This window comes from Mycobacterium shottsii (genome assembly GCF_010728525.1).
Lineage (GTDB): Bacteria > Actinomycetota > Actinomycetes > Mycobacteriales > Mycobacteriaceae > Mycobacterium > Mycobacterium marinum.
Map to the genome: position 1 here is coordinate 4,883,243 of NZ_AP022572.1, position 21,153 is coordinate 4,904,395.

Annotated in this window: 19 protein-coding genes and 1 pseudogene; 2 read left to right on the plus strand and 18 right to left on the minus strand. The window is 67.9% G+C overall.

Going from position 1 to position 21,153, the window contains the following annotated elements; translation table 11 throughout:
• Nucleotides 1-139: 139 nt before the first annotated feature.
• Together G6N41_RS22560 and G6N41_RS22565 are read right to left on the minus strand one after the other, a co-directional pair.
• Nucleotides 140-636, minus strand: a pseudogene (locus G6N41_RS22560) (DUF6790 family protein).
• A gap of 181 nt (nucleotides 637-817) precedes the next feature.
• A complete protein-coding gene (locus G6N41_RS22565; RefSeq protein WP_198965706.1) occupies nucleotides 818-4,894 on the minus strand; it encodes a PE family protein in 4,077 nt (1,358 codons plus the stop codon).
• Between the two features lie 424 nt (nucleotides 4,895-5,318).
• Between G6N41_RS22565 and G6N41_RS22570 the strand changes: the two genes are divergently transcribed.
• Nucleotides 5,319-6,572, plus strand: coding sequence for an Rv1453 family transcriptional regulator (locus G6N41_RS22570; protein ID WP_456320208.1), 1,254 nt, complete (start codon nucleotides 5,319-5,321; stop codon nucleotides 6,570-6,572).
• Between the two features lie 15 nt (nucleotides 6,573-6,587).
• Here the strand turns inward: G6N41_RS22570 and G6N41_RS22575 are convergent, their stop codons facing one another.
• The 12 genes from G6N41_RS22575 to G6N41_RS22630 form a co-directional block, all read right to left on the minus strand.
• A complete protein-coding gene (locus G6N41_RS22575) occupies nucleotides 6,588-7,343 on the minus strand; it encodes a YebC/PmpR family DNA-binding transcriptional regulator (RefSeq protein ID WP_011741062.1) in 756 nt (251 codons plus the stop codon).
• Nucleotides 7,344-7,437: 94 nt separating this feature from the next.
• A complete protein-coding gene (gene pdxT / locus G6N41_RS22580) occupies nucleotides 7,438-8,034 on the minus strand; it encodes a pyridoxal 5'-phosphate synthase glutaminase subunit PdxT (RefSeq protein ID WP_198965708.1) in 597 nt (198 codons plus the stop codon).
• 7 nt (nucleotides 8,035-8,041) lie between these two features.
• Complete coding sequence (gene tesB, locus G6N41_RS22585; RefSeq protein ID WP_198965709.1) at nucleotides 8,042-8,887, minus strand: acyl-CoA thioesterase II; 846 nt, start codon at nucleotides 8,885-8,887, stop codon at nucleotides 8,042-8,044.
• 9 nt (nucleotides 8,888-8,896) lie between these two features.
• Nucleotides 8,897-9,850: a pyridoxal 5'-phosphate synthase lyase subunit PdxS gene (gene pdxS / locus G6N41_RS22590; RefSeq protein ID WP_198965710.1), complete on the minus strand. Its 954-nt coding sequence runs from the start codon at nucleotides 9,848-9,850 to the stop codon at nucleotides 8,897-8,899.
• A gap of 86 nt (nucleotides 9,851-9,936) precedes the next feature.
• Nucleotides 9,937-11,004: an NUDIX hydrolase gene (locus tag G6N41_RS22595; protein WP_198965711.1), complete on the minus strand. Its 1,068-nt coding sequence runs from the start codon at nucleotides 11,002-11,004 to the stop codon at nucleotides 9,937-9,939.
• Entirely contained in the window at nucleotides 11,004-12,128 is a 1,125-nt protein-coding gene (locus G6N41_RS22600; protein ID WP_020728477.1) for a glycosyltransferase family 4 protein, read from the minus strand. The genes G6N41_RS22595 and G6N41_RS22600 overlap by 1 nt, the downstream gene beginning before the upstream one ends.
• Entirely contained in the window at nucleotides 12,128-13,078 is a 951-nt protein-coding gene (locus tag G6N41_RS22605) for a phosphatidylinositol mannoside acyltransferase (protein ID WP_198965712.1), read from the minus strand. The genes G6N41_RS22600 and G6N41_RS22605 overlap by 1 nt, the downstream gene beginning before the upstream one ends.
• Nucleotides 13,075-13,779 carry a phosphatidylinositol phosphate synthase gene (gene pgsA, locus G6N41_RS22610; protein WP_198965713.1) on the minus strand — a complete coding sequence of 235 codons (705 nt, stop codon included), beginning with the start codon at nucleotides 13,777-13,779 and terminating at the stop codon, nucleotides 13,075-13,077. The genes G6N41_RS22605 and pgsA overlap by 4 nt, the downstream gene beginning before the upstream one ends.
• A gap of 7 nt (nucleotides 13,780-13,786) precedes the next feature.
• Nucleotides 13,787-14,359: an HIT family protein gene (locus G6N41_RS22615; protein WP_012393863.1), complete on the minus strand. Its 573-nt coding sequence runs from the start codon at nucleotides 14,357-14,359 to the stop codon at nucleotides 13,787-13,789.
• A gap of 2 nt (nucleotides 14,360-14,361) precedes the next feature.
• Nucleotides 14,362-16,437 carry a threonine--tRNA ligase gene (gene thrS, locus G6N41_RS22620; protein ID WP_198965714.1) on the minus strand — a complete coding sequence of 692 codons (2,076 nt, stop codon included), beginning with the start codon at nucleotides 16,435-16,437 and terminating at the stop codon, nucleotides 14,362-14,364.
• Between the two features lie 127 nt (nucleotides 16,438-16,564).
• Nucleotides 16,565-17,188, minus strand: a complete 624-nt coding sequence (locus G6N41_RS22625) for a PaaI family thioesterase (RefSeq protein ID WP_012393861.1) — start codon at nucleotides 17,186-17,188, stop codon at nucleotides 16,565-16,567.
• An 86-nt stretch (nucleotides 17,189-17,274) separates the two neighbouring features.
• The gene (locus tag G6N41_RS22630) at nucleotides 17,275-18,135 is read right to left on the minus strand and encodes an aldo/keto reductase (protein WP_407663663.1); all 861 of its coding nucleotides are present in this window, start codon (nucleotides 18,133-18,135) and stop codon (nucleotides 17,275-17,277) included.
• Nucleotides 18,136-18,214: 79 nt separating this feature from the next.
• Here G6N41_RS22630 and G6N41_RS22635 point away from each other — a divergent pair, with 79 nt between their 5' ends.
• The gene (locus tag G6N41_RS22635) at nucleotides 18,215-18,718 is read left to right on the plus strand and encodes a DUF1990 domain-containing protein (protein ID WP_012393859.1); all 504 of its coding nucleotides are present in this window, start codon (nucleotides 18,215-18,217) and stop codon (nucleotides 18,716-18,718) included.
• A gap of 32 nt (nucleotides 18,719-18,750) precedes the next feature.
• Here the strand turns inward: G6N41_RS22635 and G6N41_RS22640 are convergent, their stop codons facing one another.
• Genes G6N41_RS22640 through G6N41_RS22655 form a run of 4 tightly spaced genes read right to left on the minus strand, consistent with a single transcriptional unit; the run spans nucleotide 18,751 to nucleotide 21,148 of the window.
• Nucleotides 18,751-19,695 carry an NAD(P)H-dependent flavin oxidoreductase gene (locus G6N41_RS22640; RefSeq protein WP_198965716.1) on the minus strand — a complete coding sequence of 315 codons (945 nt, stop codon included), beginning with the start codon at nucleotides 19,693-19,695 and terminating at the stop codon, nucleotides 18,751-18,753.
• A 2-nt stretch (nucleotides 19,696-19,697) separates the two neighbouring features.
• Complete coding sequence (locus G6N41_RS22645; RefSeq protein WP_012393857.1) at nucleotides 19,698-20,042, minus strand: cupin domain-containing protein; 345 nt, start codon at nucleotides 20,040-20,042, stop codon at nucleotides 19,698-19,700.
• A 12-nt stretch (nucleotides 20,043-20,054) separates the two neighbouring features.
• A complete protein-coding gene (locus G6N41_RS22650) occupies nucleotides 20,055-20,429 on the minus strand; it encodes a hypothetical protein (RefSeq protein WP_085979890.1) in 375 nt (124 codons plus the stop codon).
• Between the two features lie 47 nt (nucleotides 20,430-20,476).
• Nucleotides 20,477-21,148: a helix-turn-helix transcriptional regulator gene (locus G6N41_RS22655; protein WP_198965717.1), complete on the minus strand. Its 672-nt coding sequence runs from the start codon at nucleotides 21,146-21,148 to the stop codon at nucleotides 20,477-20,479.
• Between the last annotated feature and the right edge of the window lie 5 nt (nucleotides 21,149-21,153).

Here is a 21,153-nt window from a genome sequence, read left to right on the forward strand (position 1 = left end):
TCAGGCGACACAACACCGCGCCATGGTTGCTGCTCGGGTTACGGGCGGCCAAGGGCAAAATCCCCCTAACCAATGCGCCTACCAATGGCAATGTGCACAAATGCCCACGCGGGGCTTGCCGGAAAAGGTTGGGTGCGGCCTAGCCGAGTACCGGCCGGTCGGGCACAGCGTCACCACCGTGTCGTCGGGACCCGACATACAGCGCCCACACGATGATGGGCAGCACAACGTCGATCCACAGCGGAACCCCGATGTTGTCCGGCTCGACGTTGTGCTCAGCAATCCAGAAATAGATGTGTCCGGCGGCATCGCCTAGGTATTGTACGCTGAGCACCACGATCGTTGCGAGCCAGAAGTGGCCTCGAAACCAGTACGCCATGATCCCCACCACGCCGATCGCCAGGTCACCCATGGCGTTCTCCCACTGGAAGCCGCCGTCACCGCGGGTGTATCCGATCAATGTGGCGATGTGGGCGACATCCAGGACGTGAAAGCCGGCTCCCAACAGTGAGTTGAACCCCACCACCGCAACCATCCACCACACCATGTGAACGTCGGCGACCAGTCGGTCCTTGCTGCGCAGCTCTGGACGAAGCCGCCGACCACCGCAACGAGAACTGCGGCAATCGTAAACATCTCTATCTTCCTCACTCCGTGTGCCTGCTGCGGGTTTCCGGCGTAATGTCCTCATGGCGTGCTTAGGTGCCTCGAAGGCAGGCCGACCAAACCGAGCGCGACCGTGCCGTCGTCCCGAATGCACAGAGGCGCTAGGTGGGGTCAAAGATACTGAAGTGGTTGATGCCGACGCGCGTGGTGATCACGTGCCGGCGCCGACGCCGCCGGTTCCGCCGGTTCCGCCAAACTGTCCGCTGGGGTTGCCGCCGTCTTGGCCGTCGGTTCCCGGCTGGCCGCTAATGAACCCGCTCGACCCGCCGTTACCGCCATTTCCGCCGTCAGCGCCGCTGCCGGCCGGAGTGGAACCGAAAGGCGGTTGGGAGCCGTTCCCACCGTTGCCGCCGGTGCCGCCCACCCCGCCATCCCCGCCGGGGCCGACCAGACTGTGGCCGCCCCCACCGCCCCCGCCGCCGGGACCCCCATTCTGGCCAAACCCGCCGGCCCCGCCGTTCCCGCCGTCGCCGCCGTCTCCGCCGCCGGCGACACCAAAGCCGCCCTGACCGCCGCCCCCACCCGGGCTGCCCACACCAAAGGCGGAGCTGCCGGAGTCACCGGCGTCGCCTCCGTCTCCTCCGTGGCCGCCCACCCCGGCCGTTCCTACGCCGCCGAGACCGCCCTGGCCGCCCCAGCCTCCCGTAGCGCCGGGAGAGCTGCCGCCGAGACCGCCGTCCCCGCCGTCGCCACCTTGGGAGCCATCTCCGCCCACGCCACCCGCGCCGCCGGACCCTGCGGCCTCGAAGAGGCCACCGGTTCCACCGAAGCCACCGTTGCCGCCCGCGGCCCGGCTGCCGTCAAGTCCAGATGTGCCCGAGGTTGAGCCGGCACCGCCTGCCCCACCGAGCCCGCCAGCGCCGGCATTGCCGCCAGCTCCGCCGTACCCGCCGTCCCCGGCACTGACGCCGATAGCGGAATTTGCGCCATCGGCACCGCTACCACCATTGCCGGGAGTACCGCCGTGACCTCCGTCACCGCCGTTGCCACCGTCACCTTGGCTACCCGTCTGGCCCGCAACCGCGGCCCCGCCGGCCCCGCCGCGACCGCCCTCGCCGCCATCCCCGCCGTATTGGCCATTCGCACCTGGAGTGGTGCCGTGAAGTCCGTCGAAGCCGCTACCGCCGTCCCCGCCCATCGCGCCGTCGCCACCAGCACCGCCGCGGCCACCGTCACCGGCAACGGCCCCGCCGTCACCACCAGCACCGCCAACACCACCAGCACCGCCCTCACCACCGTCAGCACCCGAGGCCCCGGAAGTCACGGCCGAGGTGCCGTCCACACCGGCCTTGCCATCACCACCAGCACCGCCAACACCACCATCGCCGACCACCCCACCGTCCCCGCCGGCGCCGCCGGCGCCGCCGGCCTGCCCCGCAGCGGTGGCGTCGGCACCGTCGCCGCCAGCCCCACCGTTACCTCCGGTTCCGTATGCGTTGGCGGATGCGCCGTTGGCGGCGTGGGTGCCATTGCCGCTGTCGCCGCCGAGGCCACCACTGCCTCCAACGCCTGCGTCACCGCCGTTGCCGCCGGCTCCGCCCTTGCCGCCGGCACCCGTGGCATCGGCACCGTCGCCGCCGTCGCCGGCGTTGCCTGCCTGCCCGCCGGCACCGCCGGAACCGCCAGCACCGTGACTGCCGTCCAGGTACCCGGTCGCCTGCGCCAGCCCACCGGCGCCACCGGCCCCGCCGGCCCCGCCGTCTCCGCCGTCACCACCGGTTTGACCGGCCGCTCCAGCTACGGTGGCATCGGCGCCCGCCGACCCGCTGCCGCCGTGGCCTCCGTCGCCTCCGGTTCCACCGATGCCACCGATGCCACCGGCACCACCATCACCGGCGTGCAGGCCGCCGGCACCGCCGGCAACGCCAGTTCCGCCCATGCTCCCGGCACCGCCGTCGGTGCCGGAGAGTCCACCCGGGCTGATGAACGTAATGCCGGGGCTACCTTTTGCGCCGGCACCCCCGTTCCCGCCGACACCACCGTCACCAACCAGACCGCCGTCGCCGCCGGCCCCGCTGTCACCGCCGGTGCTGCCGGTGGTGACAGCGCCCGCGCCGTTGCCGCCGGCCCCGCCATCGCCGCCGTGACCCGGCCCGTCATCGCCGGCGGTGAGGCCTTCCATCCCCGCGGTCGAGCCGGCGCCACCCTGTCCGCCAGCGCCTCCAAGACCTGGGTCGCCGCCGTCACCACCGTCGCCGCCGTTGCCACCGCCGACAATGGCGTCGGCCCCGTCGCCACCGTTACCGGCCTGTCCGCCCAGACCTCCATCGCCGCCGTCGCCGCCGACCCCTTGCGTCCCGGTCTGGCCCTCCGGTCCGGCCCCGCCTACACCACCATGACCGCCACGACCGCCTGCTCCACCTCGGCCGCCATTGCCGCCATCATTGCCATCCGCGCCAGCACCGGCGGCCGCCGACCCCTCGGCGCCTTTGCCTCCGACCGCACCGTCACCACCAATCCCGCCCGCACCGCCGGCACCGCCGGCACCCTGGCTACCGTCGGCATAGCCGGCCGCCAACGCGTGACCGCCCGCGCCACCATCACAACCGGCGCCGCCGGCGCCACCGGCACCACCGGCTCCGCCGACCCCGCCATCCTGGCCCGCGCCAGTGGCATCGACACCGACCGAACCATCACCGCCGGACCCACCGGCGCCACCGATTCCGCCGACCCCGCCGGCACCACCGTTTCCAGCGTCCAATCCGCCGTCACCGCCAGCGCCGCCGGCGCCACCGGCACCACCGTCACCGCCCGAGCTCCCGGGCTGTCCGCCCGGGAAAATCACCGATGTTCCCGGAACTCCACCCAGTCCGGCACCACCGTCACCACCCGCGCCACCATCGCCGACCAGACCGCCATCACCGCCGGTGCCGCCGGCCGCACCGGCGCCGCCGGTAGTGATCGCGTCCGCACCAGCACCGCCGACGCCACCGTTGCCACCGCTGCTCGGGGTAGATCCGGTCGCGCCAGCCGAGGCGCGACTGCCGCCAGCGCCGGAACCGCCGGTCCCGCCCGCGCCGCCGGCGCCGGGGTCACCGCCGGTTCCGCCGTTACCGCCGGTACCAAATCCGCCACCCGGGTTCACCGCCATGGAGCCGTGCTCGCCGCCGCCTCCATCACCAGGAGTCCCGCCGGTCCCGCCGGTGCCGCCGGCCCCGCCGGCCCCGTGAGCGCTGAACAGCCACCCACCGGCCTCGCCACTGCCGCCGGCACCACCCGCTCCACCGGCACCGCCATCGGCGCCCGAACCCTGGTTGATGGCGAGGTCACCCGAGGCACCGAAGCCACCCGCACCACCCGCACCGCCCGTGCCGCCGATTCCACCGGCGCCACCATTGCCGAACAGCCACCCGCCGGCCCCGCCGTCACCGCCAACACCGCCGTCACCGCCGATACCGCCGCCCGTTCCGGCCTCGCCGGCCGCGATGCCCGAAATGCCGGAGGCGCCAGCCAACCCGGCCCCGCCGTCACCGCCGGCACCGCCAGTGCCCAACAGCCGGGCACTACCACCGGCGCCACCGTGGCCGCCGCCCTCACCCACGCCGTCAGCGACCCCACCGGTCCCACCCGCGCCGCCGTTGCCATACAGCCAGCCACCGGAGCCACCGGCACCACCGGAGCCGCTGCCCACACCACCGCTTCCGCCGACACCCCCATTACCCCAGAGCCAGGTGTTGCCACCGGCCCCACCGACCGCGCCGGCACCGCCCACCCCGCCGGCGCCACCATTGCCGTAGAGCCAGCCGCCGGCACCGCCAGCTCCACCGGCCCCGCCAGCTTGACCAACCCCGCCTGAGCCACCGACACCACCGTTTCCGTACAGCAACCCACCGGCTCCACCGGCTTGGCCACTACCGGGCGCCCCGTTGGCGCCGTCTCCGATCAGCGGACGTCCAAACAGCGCCTGGGTCGGGGCATTCACCAACCCCAGCAAACCCTGCTCGGCATTGGCCGCCTCGGCCCGCAAATACGAACCGGCGCCGGTGTTCAGGCTTTGCACGAATCGGTCATGGAAGGCCGCCAACTCTGCACTGATCGCCTGGTATTGCTGTGCGTGGGTGCCAAACAAGGCCGCGATCGCCGCCGACACCTCATCGGCGGCGGCCGGCAATACCGTTGTTGTCGCTGCCGCAGCAACCGAATTCGCCTGGGCTATCGCCGAATTGATTCCCGACAAGTCCGAAGCCGCCGCAACCACCAGCTCCGGCGTCACACTGACAAATGACATGTGCCCCACCCTCCCGTTAACCCACCAGTACCCACGCCGATCAACCCTTTGCCAGCGGTTGCCGACAAAGGGAAGTGCGAAAGCTATACAGCCAGTTCAAGACCCTGTAGAGCTGGCGACCTACGACCTGCGCCCCCAACGATCCCGGTTGCTCGAGTGCAGCCCAATGGACAAAAACTCCGAACCGGCCGTAGAAGACCGGCAGAAGTGCACCTACCAATTCACGCGGCTACGTGCTAGTGGCGGACCCGAGTCCAACAAGCCTCGCCCGGCACGAATTACCGGCGTGGATATCTGCGGCCGTCCCGCAAACAACAAACGTGCCGCTAAACAACCTCGGATGCGGCGGCAGCCCCCGGCGGGCACCGTCAGCCACGGATCGCTGCGACTGTGTCAAGCCCCGCTCTCCCCTACCATCGGGACCGTGGCGAGCCCAAGCAATCCATCACTCTCCCCACGCATGCGCGAGCTGATCCGCCACACCGCGCGCATCGCTCTCAACCCCACCCAGCAATGGCTCGATGAACTCGACCGCACCACCTTGGCCGCCAATCCGGCCCTTTCCGATGATCCCGCCCTGGTCGAAATCATCAGCCGCGCAAACCGTGCCAACCTGATCCATTTCGCCGTTGCCATCTTGCGCGATCCCGGCGGCCCGGTGCCAGCAAACTTCGGGCCCGAACCGCTGCGGATGGCCCAAGAGCTGCTCAACCGCGGCCTGGAGGCGCTCGCCGCCGACATCTACCGAATCGCGCACAACGTGGCCTGGGAGCGCTGGACCGACATCGCGTTCGGCCTGACGTCCAACCCCCAAGAACTGCGCGACCTCCTCGATGTGGCGTTCCGCTCATCCAACGACTTCATCGACGCCACCATTGCCGGCATCCCCGCACAGCTACCCCTGGAATACGATGCGCTGACCCGCGAAGTCAGCGCCCAGCGCCGCAAAGTCGTCGAACAGATCCTCAGCGGCGCCCCCGTCAACCGGGAACGCGCCGAGGCGCAGTTGGGCTATCTCCTGGATCGCGCCCATACCGCCGCCATCGTTTGGTCCGACGAGCCCGACGGCGACCACGGCCAACTGGACCAGGCTGCCGACGCGTTCTGCACGGCGCTCGGCTGTCGGGCACCACTGATCGTGGTCACCAATTCCGCGACTCGTTGGGTATGGGTGAGCGACGCCGCCACCCCGGTCGGAGACCGGATCCAACAGGTGCTCACCGACGCGCCAACGGTACGGCTTGCCGTCGGCAACACCAGGCGAGGAATCGAGGGGTTCCGACGCAGTCACCGCGACGCAGAGACGACGCAGCGCATGCTGACCCGGCTCGGGGCACCCCAGCGCACCGCCCACTTTGCGGACACCCAAATGGTCGAGTTGCTCACCCAAGACCTAGAGGGTGTCGACGAGTTCATCGAATGCACGCTCGGGGAATTCCAGTCGGCCAGCCCGGTACTGCACGCCACCTTGCTGACCTACATCAACCAGCAATGCAATGCCGCACGCACCGCAAAGGCCCTCTACATCCACCGCAATACGCTGGTCCACCGGCTCGAGACCGCGCACCGACTCCTGCCCCAGCCGGTCGAGGCAAACATCGTTCACATTGCCGTGGCACTGGAAGTCCTACAGTGGCGCAGCGATCGGAATGGCGACTCCCTTCGGGCCATCACCTAAGCCCGGGCACCGGGATTACTCCTCGTCGAGCTCCGCCAGCACCTCGTCGGACACGTCCACGTTGGTCCACACGTTCTGAACGTCGTCGCTTTCTTCCAGCGCGTCGACCAGCTTGAAAACCTTGCGGGCCCCGTCGACGTCCACCGGCACGGTCACCGACGACTGAAAGCCCGCCTCGGCCGATTCGTAGTCGATGCCGGCATCCTGCAGCGCGGAGCGTACCGCGACCAGTTCACCCGGTTCGGAGATCACCTCGAAGCTGTCCCCGAGGTCGTTGACGTCCTCGGCGCCGGCTTCCAACACGGCCGCCAACACGTCGTCTTCGGTCAGACCGTTCTTCTCCAGGGTCACCACACCCTTGCGGGAAAACAGGTAGGACACCGACCCCGGATCAGCCATGGCGCCGCCATTGCGCGTCATCGCCACCCGCACCTCGCTGGCAGCGCGGTTGCGGTTGTCGGTCAGACACTCGATCAGTACGGCCACACCGTTGGGCGCGTAACCCTCGTACATGATGGTCTGCCAGTCCGCCCCACCGGCCTCTTCACCGGCACCGCGCTTGCGGGCCCGCTCGATGTTCTCGTTGGGCACCGAGCTTTTCTTGGCCTTTTGGATGGCGTCGTAGAGGGTGGGGTTTCCCGCCGGGTCACCGCCACCGACGCGAGCCGCGACCTCGATGTTCTTGATCAGCCGTGCGAACATCTTGCCGCGGCGGGCGTCGATGACGGCCTTCTTGTGCTTGGTGGTGGCCCACTTGGAATGGCCGCTCATCGAAGTCTCTTACCTCTTCTGTTTGCTCGAAAGTTCGCCTGCCGAGTCTACGGGTATGCCGACGAGCGGTTCTGGGCCCGTGCTGAATAAGGGATCAGTGCCGACCGCACACGATGTCGACGAACAACCGATGAACGCGCCGATCTCCGGTCATTTCCGGGTGAAACGCGGTGGCCAGCACGGACCCCTGGCGCACCGCGACGACGTGGCCCGCTGCCCGGGCCAACACCTGCACGTCCTCCCCGACGCGCTCGACCCAGGGCGCCCGGATAAACACCGCGCGCACCGGATGATCAAGACCCGTGAACGCGATATCGCCTTCAAAAGAGTCGACTTGGCGTCCGAAAGCGTTGCGCCGCACCGTCATATCGATCCCGCGCAGTGGCAGCCCCTGGCGTCCTCGGACACCGGCGTCGAGGATCTCGCTGGCCAGCATGATCATCCCCGCGCACGCGCCATAGGCCGGAAGCCCGGCAGCCAATCGGGCACGCAACGGCTCGAGCAGATCGAACCCGCACAGCAGGTGGCTGATGGTGGTGGATTCGCCACCCGGAATCACCAACCCATCCACCGCGTCGAGTTCGCTGCGGCGGCGCACGGTCATCGGCTCGGCGCCGGCTTCGCCCAGCGCCGCCAGGTGCTCGCGGGTATCGCCCTGCAGCGCCAGCACCCCAACCCTCGGAATACTCACAACCCGCTCACTTTTCGCCCGGCTGATATCCGCTTGGGTAGCGGGTCAGCCCTTCCTGCATGACCGCGGCCACCAACTCGCCTCCCTGGGTGAAGATCTTGCCGTGCGTAAGTGCGCGACCCCCGCCTGCCGACGGCGATGACTGGTCGTAGAGCAGCCACTCGTCGGCCCGAAACCCCCGCATGAACCACATCGCGTGGTCCAGGGACGCCACCTGCAGATGCTCACGCTCCGCCAGGTGGGTGACCTGCGCCGAACCCAGCAGGGTCAGATCGCTCATGTAGGCCAAGGCACAGATGTGCAGCACCGGGTCATCGGGCAGCGGGTCACGATGGCGAAACCACACCTGCTGCTGGGATGCCTTACCCGGCAGCGGCGCGAGCAGGTCCCGCGGCACGATGCGCACATCCCACTCCTCGAACTGCCGGAACCCGGCGTCGTCGAAGACCCGCACCGACCTCAATCCGGGTAGTTCGTCGGGCGGTGGTGCCGCCGGCATCGCGTCCTGGTGGCTGATGCCGTTCTGCGCGGTCTGAAACGAAGCCCCCATGCTGAAGATGACCTCGCCGTGCTGAACGGCGTTGACCCGCCTGGTCACAAACGATCCGCCATCGCGAGTGCGCTCGACCAGAAAAACCGTGGGCTCCTGGGCGTCCCCGGGGCGCAGAAAGTACCCGTGCAACGAGTGGACCTGATAGCGCGGGTCTACCGTGCGCACCGCCGACACCAGTGACTGCCCGGCCACATGCCCGCCGAATGTGCGCTGCAGAAAGCCTGATTCCGGGCTGAAGACACTACCGCGATAGATGTTGACCTCGAGTTGCTCGAGATCAAGAATCTCCTCGATTGCCACGAAAGATTCTTACCACCCGCGCTGCGCCAGGCGGTGCGGCTGCGCGATCTCCTCCACGTTGATGCCCACCATTGCCTCGCCCAGCCCGCGTGACACCTTGGCCAGCACATCGGGGTCGTCGTAGAACGTGGTGGCCTTGACGATCGCGGCGGCCCGGTGCTCCGGGGCGCCGGACTTGAAGATGCCCGAGCCCACGAAGACGCCTTCGGCGCCGAGCTGCATCATCATCGCGGCATCGGCAGGAGTGGCGATACCGCCGGCCGTGAACAGGGTGACCGGCAACTTGCCCGCCCTGGCCACCTCCGCGACCAGTTCGTAGGGCGCCTGCAATTCCTTTGCCGCGACGAACAACTCGTCCTCGGACATCGACGTCAGCCGGCGAATCTCGCCGGCGATGGAGCGCATGTGCGTCGTCGCGTTGGAAACGTCACCGGTGCCGGCCTCACCCTTGGAGCGGATCATCGCCGCCCCCTCGCCGATGCGCCGCAGCGCCTCGCCCAGATTCGTCGCCCCGCACACGAACGGCACGGTGAACTTCCACTTGTCGATGTGGTGGGTGTAGTCCGCGGCCGTGAGGACCTCGGATTCGTCGATGTAGTCCACCCCGAGGCTTTGCAAGATCTGCGCCTCGACGAAATGTCCGATACGCGCTTTAGCCATTACCGGAATGGTGACCGCCTCGATGATGCCCTCGATCATGTCGGGGTCGCTCATCCTCGACACCCCGCCCTGGGCGCGGATGTCGGCGGGCACCCGCTCTAGGGCCATGACCGCGACGGCGCCGGCCCCTTCAGCGATGCGTGCCTGCTCGGGGGTGACGACGTCCATGATGACGCCGCCCTTGAGCATCTCGGCCATGCCACGCTTGACCCTCGCCGTTCCGGTCTGGCTCGAACCCGACTGAGCCTGCTTGGACGATGCCGGATCTGGCCGGTCCCCACTGGGCTGGGTAGCGCTGTCCACTGTCTTTCTCCTTCAACTGTTGGAGTCTTACTTTAATGGGAACCACAAGCAAGTTTGCGTGACCGCAATCCCGCCCGATATTCCGACTAGCGAATCGATCGGGGAACATATGCGGTGCGGACACCGTGGTCGCCTCCCGCGCCGCCGCAAGCGGCGTCGACAATGCGATTGGCCTCGGACAATAGCTCCCCGAGTTGGCGCGGGTAGACCTGCTCACCGGAGGCGTTGAGCGCGGCGATGTCGCTGGCATCACACCAGCGGGCCCCGTGAACATAACGCCGTTCCAGCTCGGTCCGGCCATCCAGGGACGGCTCGAACCGACTGGTGCGCTGCACCAGATAGAACTCCTCGCTGTCGAGCTTCGAACCGTTGAACTCAAAGACCTCGTTACGTCGCCAGATGGGTCCCACCAGGTCGGTGGGGTCGACCCGCAAACCCGTCTCTTCGGCGAGCTCACGCGCCGCGGCCTGGGCCAGACGCTCCCCCTTGCCCACCTCGCCGCCCACGGTGAACCACCACCGAGGCGCGCCGCCCTCGTCGAACGCCGCGGCGGCCGGGTCCGAACCGCATAGCAGCAGCACCGCGCCGCGGTCATCGAGCAGCACCACCCGCGCCGAGGTACGCCGGCCGATATCGCCGTCGTCGCTGTGCGCCTGCGCCTGCGGCCGCTCGGCGATCTCGAAATAGGCCGGCCGCGGAGCTCGCCCACCAAGACGGAAGGCGCGCACCATGCGCCGCTCGGCCAGCACCAGGGTGTCGCGCACGGCGTCGTTGTGGAATCTGCGGGCCAGCAATACCCGGGCCTCGGCATCGGCGAGTTCGGCCACCAGCGCCGACGGCAACGACGCCGGATCAACCATCGCCAGCGCGGCGGACAGTTCGTTTTCCGCATTCTCTCGTTCGTGTCGCGGCGCCTGCTCGGCGGCGTCGGCCAGCCCCGCCAACCGGCTGCCCTGGGGCGCGCCACCGTAGGCATCGATCGCGACGGCGCGCGCCACCACGGCCCGGCGCGCCAGAGCACCGTCGAGCGCCTGCCAGGACAAGTCGTAGCGCACGTGCAATCGATCCAGCCGGTTGGCGCGCTGGTATCCCCAGGCCCCGAACACGACCAGCACGACGAGCAGCACGATGCCGGCGACAAGCAACCACGTCATCAGCTGGCCACCTGCACCTTGACCCCGGCCCCGGCGACGGTCTCGTAGACCCGCATGATCTGGCTGGCCACCACCGACCAGTCGTAGCGGCGAACCGCTTCGGTGCCCGCCGCCACATAGCGCTCTCGCAGCTCCTGGCTATCAAGCACCTCGATCAGCGCGGCCGCCAGCGCGTCGCTGTCATCGACTGGAACCAGGCGCCCGATCTCGCCATCGCGCAGTACGCGCCGGAAGGCATCCAAGTCGCTTGCCACCACCGGGGTGCCGGCGGCCATGGCCTCAACCAGCACGATGCCAAAGCTCTCGCCGCCGGTATTGGGTGCGCAGTAGACGTCCGCACTGCGCATCGCCGATGCCTTGCCCGCGTCGTCGACCTGACCGAGAAAACGCATGTGCCCGGCCAGCTCACCCGCCTGATCACGTAGTTCGTCTTCGTCACCGCGGCCCACGATCAGCAGCTGCACGTCGCTGAAGCGCTCCACCAGCTTGGGCAGCGCCTCGAGCAGGACACTCATCCCCTTGCGGGGCTCGTCGTATCGGCCCAAGAACAGCACCGTCTTGCCGGGGCGGGGGTATCCGTCCAGACACGACGAGGACGCGAAAGAACCGACGTCGACACCGTTGGGAATTTCGACCGCGTCCGAGCCGAGCGCCTCCATCTGCCAACGCCTGGCCAGATCGGACACCGCGATGCGACCGACGATCTTCTCGTGCATGGGCCGCAAGATGCTCTGGAAGACGGTCAACGTCAGCGACTTGGTGGTCGAGGTGTGAAACGTTGCCACGATGGGGCCCTCGGCAATGTTGAGGGCCAGCATCGACAGGCTCGGCGCGTTGGGCTCGTGCAGGTGCAGGACGTCGAAATCGCCCTCGGAAAGCCACTTTTTGACCTTGCGATGGGTGGCGGGGCCGAAGCGCAGCCGCGCCACCGACCCGTTGTAGGGAATGGGAACGGCCTTGCCGCCGGAGACGACATAGTCCGGCAGGGCCGCGTGCGGCGACGCCGGTGCCAGCACGCTGACCTCATGCCCGCGGGCCCGCATCACCTCGGCAAGCTGTAAGACGTGTGACTGCACCCCACCCGCCACGTCGAACGAGTAGGGACACACCATTCCGATCCGCATCAGGGCTCCCTCAGCCGCGCGCGGCGGGCATCGGACAAGTCGGCCAACCATTGTGGCTGAAACATGTGCCAATCCTCGGGATGGTCCGCGATGTTGGCTGCGAACCTATCGGCGAGCGCCTGGGTGATCGCTTCCACATCACCGCTGCTGCAATCCAGGGCCGGATAGACTTGAAACCCCCAGCCCTTGGGCTCAAACCAGCAGTGGGTCGGCAGCAGGGCGGCTCCCGTTTGGATCGCGAGTTTGGCCGGGCCCGCCGGCATCCAGGTGGGCTCGCCAAAGAAATCGACTTCAACGCCGGTGCGGGTCAGATCACGCTCAGCCATCAGGCACACCACCCGGTTGTCCCGCAGTCGCTCACACAGCACCTCGAAGGGCGGCTCCGCACCGCCCGACAACGGAAGTACTTCGAAGCCAAGGGTTTCCCGATAGTCGATGAATCGCCGGTACAACGACTCGGGCTTGAGCCGCTCGGCGACGGTGGTGAAGGTGCCGTGCCGCTGCGCCAGCCACACCCCGGCCATGTCCCAGTTGCCGCTGTGTGGCAATGCCAGCACCACACCGCGTCCCGCGGCCAGCCCGGCATTGAGGTGATCTTTGCCCCCGATGGAGCTGTCAATCTGGGCGGCAACCTTGCGCAGGTTCATCGACGGAAGCCGAAAAGCCTCCCGCCAGTAGCGGGCGTAGGACTCCAGCGACGCGCGCATCAGGGAGTCCGGGACCGCGCCGGCCCGCACCCCGGTTACCCGGGCCAGGTTCTTGCGAAGTTGCTCGGGCCCGCCGTGGCGGGCCGCGTAGTGCGCCCCGGCGTCGAAGGCGTTGCGCGCGGCGAACTCGGGCAGCGCCCGCACCATCCGCCATCCCGCCGCATACGCCAAGTCCGTCGCGTTGCCGACCAGGAGCTGCCGCGGAGCCCTGACCCACCGCAGGCCGGCCGGGGTGGAGATCACCGCTGCGTCTTTCCGGGGTCACCCGACCTCGGATGGCACTGCGCGTCGTCGTCGCGCACCGGCGCACTGGGAACCAGCAGATCGGTGGCCCCCGGTGAGGTCCACACGGTGTACAACCGTTGTCCGCAGGTGATCACGCTGGTCACCGCCAGCAGCCACATCGCCACCGGCAGCGCCGGCGGCCAGGCGATGAACGGAAAATCGGACACCCCCGCACCGGCCAGCACGATGATCAGCCGCTCCGGTCGTTCAATGATGCCGCCGTCACCACGCAACCCGCTGGCTTCCGCCCGGGCCTTGATATAGGAGATCACTTGCGAGGTGACCAGGCAGTCCAACGTCGCCACCACCAGCAATCGGTCTCGCATGCCGAACGCGACCCACCACAGCAGCCCACCGAACACCGCGCCGTCGCTGATGCGATCGCAGGCCGCATCCAGCACCGCGCCAAATCGGGTGCCGCCGCCCCGTTCCCGTGCCATGGCTCCGTCGAGCATGTCGAAGAGCACGAAGAACCAGACCACGCACGCGCCGGGAAACAGCTTGCCCATCGGAAAAAGTACGAGCGCGCCCGCCACCGAAGCGGTGGTGCCGATGATGGTGACGGCATCGGGGGTCAGACCGATCCGGAGCAAGCCCCTGGCCAGCGGATTGGTGACCCGAGCAAATGCCGCCCGGGACAAGAAGGGCGCCTTGCTCATCGTTGCCTCATGATTGCCGAGCCCATTCGGTCGCCAGCAGCCGCCGGGTGTCGCGCAGCAACTGTGGGATGACCTTGGATCCGCCGATGATGGTGATGAAGTTCGCGTCCCCGCCCCAGCGCGGAACAACGTGCACATGCAGGTGCTCGGCCAGCGATCCGCCCGCCGATGTCCCCAGGTTCATGCCGACGTTGAAGCCGTGTGGCCGCGAGACGTTCTTGATGACGCGAATCGCTTTCTGGGTGAACGCCATCAGCTCGCCGCTCTCCGGCTCGGTTAGGTCTTCGAGCTCCGATACCCGCCGATACGGCACCACCATCAGGTGGCCGGGGTTGTAGGGGTACAGGTTGAGCACGGCGTAGACCAACTCGCCGCGGGCAACCACCAGACCTTCTTCATCAGACAGCCGCGGGATCTCGGTGAACGGCTGCGAGCGCGCGGAGTCTTCCCGCTTGAGCGGAGCCTCGGCGAGGTAGTTCATCCGGTACGGCGTCCAGAGCCGCTCCAGGTGGTCGCGCTCGCCGACGCCGCGGTCCAGGATGGTGCTGTCCTGCGGCTGCGCGCTTTCCTCGTTAGTCACCGTTACTCACCGCTATCCACCTTGACCAGTTCAGCTGTGGGAGTGGCGTTTTCGCGCCGGGATATCCAGTCCACGATCGCAGCTACCGCAGCCTCGCGTGGCACGCCGTTGATCTGCGTGCGGTCGCCGAACCGGAAGCTCACCGCCTCGGCCTGCACATCGCGGTCGCCGGCCAGCAGCATGAACGGCACCTTCTGGTTGGTGTGGTGCACGATCTTCTTGGCCATGCGGTCATCGCTGGTGTCCACCTCGACCCGCACCCCATGTGACTTCAACTGTGCGGCAACCTGTTCCAGGTAGGCGATGTGTTCGTCGGCAACCGGGATGCCGACCGCCTGAATCGGCGCCAGCCACGCCGGGAAGGCACCCGCATAGTGCTCGGTGAGGATGCCGAAAAACCGCTCTATCGACCCGAACAGGGCACGGTGGATCATGACCGGGCGCTGGCGAGTCCCGTCGGCGGCGGTGTATTCGAGCCCGAATCGCTCCGGGAAGTTGAAGTCGAGCTGGATGGTCGACATCTGCCAGGTACGGCCCAGCGCGTCCTTGACCTGCACCGAGATCTTGGGCCCGTAGAACGCCGCGCCACCGGGATCGGGCACCAGCTCCAGACCCGATTCCGCGCCCACCTCGGCGAGCACGTTGGTGGCTTCCTCCCAGACCTCATCGGAGCCGACGAACTTGTCCGGATCCTTGGTGGACAGTTCCAGATAGAAGTCGGTCAGTCCGTAGTCGCTGAGCAGATCGAGCACGAACCGCAGCAGCGAACGCAGCTCGTCATGCATCTGTTCGCGGGTGCAGAAGATATGCGCGTCGTCCATGGTCAATCCGCGCACCCGGGTCAGCCCATGCACCACACCGGACTTCTCGTAGCGGTAGACGGTGCCGAACTCGAAGAGCCGCAGCGGCAGTTCGCGATAGGACCTACCGCGCGCCCGGAAGATCAAGCAATGCATCGGGCAGTTCATCGGCTTGAGGTAATAGTCCTGGCCGGGTTTGCGCACCGTACCGTCCGCGTTGTACTCCGCGTCGATCTGCATCGGCGGGAACATGCCGTCGGCGTACCAGTCCAAGTGCCCCGAGGTGTGAAACAGCTGGGCCTTGGTGATATGCGGACTGTTGACGAACTGGTAGCCGGCTTCGGTGTGCTTGCGACGCGAATAGTCCTCGAGCTCGCGCCGCACAATCCCACCCTTGGGATGGAAAACCGCCAGGCCAGAGCCTATTTCGTCGGGGAAGCTGAACAGATCCAGCTCCACACCGAGCTTGCGATGGTCGCGGCGCTGTGCCTCTTCGATGAGCTCGATGTGCGTATCAAGCGCTTCTTGCGACTCCCATGCCGTCCCGTAGATCCGCTGCAGGCTGGCGTTCTTCTGGTCGCCCCGCCAGTAGGCCGCCGAGCTTCTGGTCAGTTTGAACGCCGGGATGTGCTTGGTGGTCGGGATGTGCGGTCCGCGGCACAGGTCACCCCAGACTCGTTCGCGGGTGCGGGGATTGAGGTTGTCGTAGGCGGTGAGCTCATCGCCACCGACCTCCATGACATCGGGATCCCCGGATTTGTCGTCGACGAGTTCGAGCTTGTAGGGCTCGTTGGCCAACTCCTCGCGCGCCTGATCCTTGGATTCGAAGACCCTGCGGTCGAAGAGCTGCCCTTCCTTGACGATCTGGCGCATCCGCTTCTCCAGCGCCTGAAGATCGTCAGGGGTGAACGGCTCGAGCACTTCGAAGTCGTAGTAGAAGCCGTCGGCGATGGGCGGTCCGATGCCCAGTTTGGCTTGTGGGAAGAGGTCTTGAACCGCTTGGGCGAGCACATGCGCGGTCGAGTGCCGGATAACGCTGCGACCGTCGTCGGTATTGGCCGCGATCGGGGTGACCTCGGCGTCAGCGTCGGGCGCCCAGCTCAGGTCGCGCAGCTTGCCTTCGGCGTCTCGCACCACGACGATCGCGTCCGGCGCGCCGCGCCTGGGCAGCCCCGCCTCACCGATTGCGGCGGCCGCGGTGGTCCCGGCAGGAACCCGGATCGGCTGCCGCGGGTCATCGCCGTCGGCTCCTGGGGCGGGTTGTGCGGGGACGCTCATCGGGGTGGTCTCCAAGTTTCGCGAGTGAATGGGCATGTCGAATGGAACGCGACCATGCTATCGGGGCGGAGCTGGTCGAACCCAAGCCGCGTGCTAAGTCTGGGTCGGCATCTTGGCCGAAACCGGATCAAGGCTGGCCGGGCTTGAGCCGCACAAACAACGCATCCGCCTCGGTCAGCAGGGTCTCGCCGTCGCTCAACCGGCCGGACACGAAGATCTTGCGCCCGTCCACCCGGTCCACTCCGGCGTCGATTTGCAGCTCCTTTTCGATGGGCACGATGTTGCGATAGTCGATCTTGAGGTAGGCGGTGCGCTGGCGCCGACTGCCGGTGAGCACCGACGCCGTCAAGCCCAGGAGCGTGTCGAACAACATGCCCAACGCACCACCATGGACCGCGCCATTGCGTCCGAGGTGGAACCGGGCGAAGCGGGCCCAGCCACCGATCCGGCCGTCTTGCGTCTTGCGCGCCGACATCGGGATGGTCGTGACGTTGCCCCGCATCGGCAAGTCCATTCGGCGCCCCGATGGTGACTCCCATTCGTCGGCGTCGAATGGCGCAAGCAGTATGGAGACCCGTTCGAGCAGGTCGGCGGCCTGGGTGATCACCTCGTCAGGCGCGTCGGCGGCACGCGCGTGGTCCTGCACCTTGCGCACCGCATCAATGAACCTGCCGTAGTCCGGTCCGCCCTTGTCGGTTGGCTGCGGCGGATTGAAGCCGCCGCCAGGGTGTTGCGACTGTTCGCGGGTCACCCAAACACCGTATTGCCTGCCGCCAGCCAAGTGGGCGACACCGCGGCTGAGACTGGCTAGCCGGGCTCGCGGGTCGCCGCCCGCCCCTACCCGCCGTGGGCGGCGCCGGCCACCGACAATGCTTCGAACTCCTGGTCAGAGAGCACAATTTCGGCAGCGGCGACGTTCTCCTGCAGGTGCGCTACCCGCGAGGTGCCGGGAATCGGCAGCATCACCGGCGACCGCTTGAGTAGCCACGCCAGGGCGAGCTGCGACGGCGTCGCGTGATGATCGTCTGCGATCTTGCGCAACGGACCGTCCGGAGCCGCCAGCGGGCCCGAGGCCAGCGGGAACCATGGGATGAATGCGATGCCCTGGCTGGTGGCCGCCTCCAGCAATGGTTCGGCGCCACGAGCGGCCAGGTTGTACATGTTCTGTACCGACACGATCTCGGTGATCTGTTGGGCCGCCTCGAGTTGGTCGACGTCGATCTCGGACAGCCCGATGTGGCGGATCTTGCCTTCGCTCTTCAGGGCGAGCAGCTCGCCCACCTGGTCGGCGAGTGGATAGTTGCGATCGATGCGGTGCAGCTGGAACAGGTCGATGGTGTCCACGCCCAGACGCCGCAGGCTCATCTCGCATTCCTGGTGCAGATAGCTCGGATTGCCCAGCGGCACCCACACGCCTGGGCCGGTTCGCAGCAGCCCGGCCTTGGTGGAGATCACCAGCCCGGTGTAGGGGTGCAACGCCTCGTGAATGATCTCCTCGGACACATAGGGGCCGTAAGAGTCGGCGGTGTCGATGAAGTTGACGCCCAGTTCGGCGGCCCGGCGCAGCACCCGTACGGCTTCGGCACGGTCGGCGGGCGGGCCCCAGACGCCGTCGCCGGTAAGGCGCATCGCGCCGAACCCGAGCCGGTGGACGGTCAGGTCGCCACCCAGGGTCAACGTTGCGGATGCTGCGGCCATGGCTTTCGCTCTGTGAGCACTCATTTTTCCGACCGTACGCCACGGGGCACACCCGATCCGGCGTGGCAAGCTGGGGGGTGTGGACCTTCGCGCGCTTTCCGGGCAACAACTGACCTACCCGGAAGTGGGCGCCACCGCGGCCGGACAGTTGCCCCCGGGATACGCCCACCTCAGTGTGTCCGACCAGATCGGCACCGGCCGGAAGCGTTTCGAGGAGGCCGCCCACGCGGTGATGCATTGGGGCATGCAGCGTGGCGCCGGACTGGCGGTGCGAGCCACCTCGGATACGGTCGCTGTTTCGACGGTGGCGGTGATCCAGATGATGGGTGTGTTGCGCGCGCCGTGCCGCGTGGTCTACGTCATCGACGAACCCGATATCCGCGGATTTGCCTACGGCACGCTGCCCGGGCACCCGGAATGCGGCGAGGAACGGTTCGCCATTCGCTACGACCCGGACACTTCCGGGGTATTTGCGGAGGTGTCGTCGTTCTCCCGGCCGGCGACCTGGTGGAGCAAGGCCGGTGGCCCGTTTGTGGCACTGACTCAACGCATCATCGCCAAACGCTACTTGCGCGGGGTGTAAGCGGCGTCAGCCCAGCCGGCGACAACGCGCGGTCACGCCCATCGCGCCAACAGCTCCCGCGCACCCGAGCACATCTGCTCGATCACCTCGCCGGCCGGCGCGCCGTCGGGGATCATCCCAACTCCCTGGCCCGCGTCGACCGGCGCCACCCGCAGGTCTTCGGTCGCGCTGGCAGCGGCCAGCTCGGCACGAGCATCCGCATCGGCGGCCAGTGCCGTCTCATTGCCGTTCCAGCGCGCGACGAAGTCGTTGGTCAACACCCGCGATGGGAACCGCTGGGGCCAGGGCAGGCCGTCGGCGACGTCGAAGACCCGGGTAGTGCTGGTGTCGGTTTCGCGCGCCGCGATCAGAGCCTGACGGCTCGGCTCCCCCGTCAGCGCCTCGGGGCACGCCGCCAGACGCGTGCCTACCCAGGCCCCCGCGGCACCGGCGGCCAGCACCGCGGCCAGGCTTCGGGGCGAGGCGATGCCGCCGCCGGCCAATACCGGCACCGAGACCGCGGCCAGGACCGCGTCGAGCAACGGCAGCGTTCCCAGCCGCACCTCGCCATGACCACCCCCCTCGGCTCCGCGCGCCACCACGATGTCCACCCCCGCATCGGCCGCACGCCGGGCCCCCAGAGCGTCGTAAACCTGTGTGATGGTAGGGATTCCGGCGTCACGGGCCGGGCCGACCCAGGACCAGTCGGTGCCGAAACTGACCGACAACAGGGCGGGCCCGGCGGCAAGCGCATCCTCGAGCAGCCCCGCCTCATTGCGCATCACCCAGTCCACCAGCCCGATCCCGAACCTGCCGCTGAACTGCCGCAATTGTTCGGCCAAGGCCGCCCGGGTGGCCCGGCTTCCCATGCCGATCATGCCCAGTCCACCGGCCGCGGTGACAGCGGTGGCGAGCCGGCCACCGGCGACTCCGCCCATTGGGGCGTTGACGATGGGAACCCGCAGGCCGAAGCCCCGTGACCAGCCGGTAGCGAGCACCCCTAGTGGGCGCCGGGCTGGGACTTGAGCACGGTCAACACCACCACCGAATCCTCGATGGCGTGCAACGCGTGCCGCTGCGGCGGAATCGCGACATAGTCGCCGGTCTTGCCGTCCCAGGCGTCATCGCCGGTGGTGAGGCGCACATGTCCCTGTAGCACCTGCAGGGTCGCCTCACCCGGGCTGTCGTGTTCGCCGAGATTGTGGTCGGCCAGCAGTGCCAGCACGGTCTGGCGCAATTCGTGGGCGTGTCCGCCGTGGATCGTGTGGGCGGCCCGTCCGCTGTGTGACTGTTTTGCCTCGGCCAGCTTTTCGGAGGCGAGTGCGGTCAGCGAAAGCGATTCCATCGGTGAGTCCTTTCAGCCGTTCAGTAGCAGTATTCCCGCAACGATCAAGGCGACCACCTTGACCACTTCCAAACCGACGTACACGTAGTGCGCACGGGAGCGGGGCGCATCCAACCCGGCCAGCACCTGATCGGACCGGCGGGTCAGACGGGGACGCACCGCGAGCAACTGCACCGCTAGCGCTGCGACCACGACACCGAACGCCACGATAATCCGCAGCGGCGCCGGGCCCGACACCGCTATTGCCGCCAGGACCAGCGCGAAGACGACCTCAACGATATTGAGCGCGCGGAAGACCAACCGGCCGATGCCAAGCCCGATCTGCAGCGTCACGTGCGGCGCCCGGAACTTCAGCGGAGCTTCCAGAAACGAGATGGCCAGCACCATGCCAAGCCATACGAAGGTGACGGCGATTTGGGTCGCCGCTGCGGTGCTCAACTGAGGGCTCCTTCCGGCGAAAGGTGGGCCAAGCAAAGATCCGGTTCGACAAACGAGTCGAGCCGCTCGACGGTGACGGTCGCCCCCCAACTTTCCAGCGCCCCGCGCATGAGGCCCAAGTGAATTGGGCACACCACGCCCGACCGGTTCTCGGCAAGTTCCAGAAACGGGCAGTGTCGCAGGGCAACCTGTTGCTGGCCGTCGGAGACTCGGCGCTCGGGAGCGAACCCGAGTCCGTCGAGGACGCCGACCAAGTGATCGATCGATTTCTCGGCACTGTGGGCGGTCGTCGGGGCTTGCAGACGTTCGCCCCAGGCGCGGCCGGCGGCCAGCGCCTTGTCAACCGAATCACTTTCGGCGGCAAGGCCGTTGCTGAGGATCTCGGCGAGTAGCTGGTAGTGGCGAGCGCCACCGCGGTCCATCTGCTGGACCGCCCGGAACATCAGCGGCGGGCGTCCGGGGCCGCGACGGCTGGGCTGCACGCGCTCCACCTGACCGTCATCGACCAAGCCGTCGAGGTGGAAGCGCACGGTGTTGGGGTGCACTCCCAGGTGCTCGGCGATCGCGACAATGCTCAGCGGATGGCCGACCGCACGCAATACCCGCAGCACCGCGCGGCGACGCCCCGCCGACTCCCCGCCCGTTCTGGCGATCCGACCCTCTCCCATTTAAG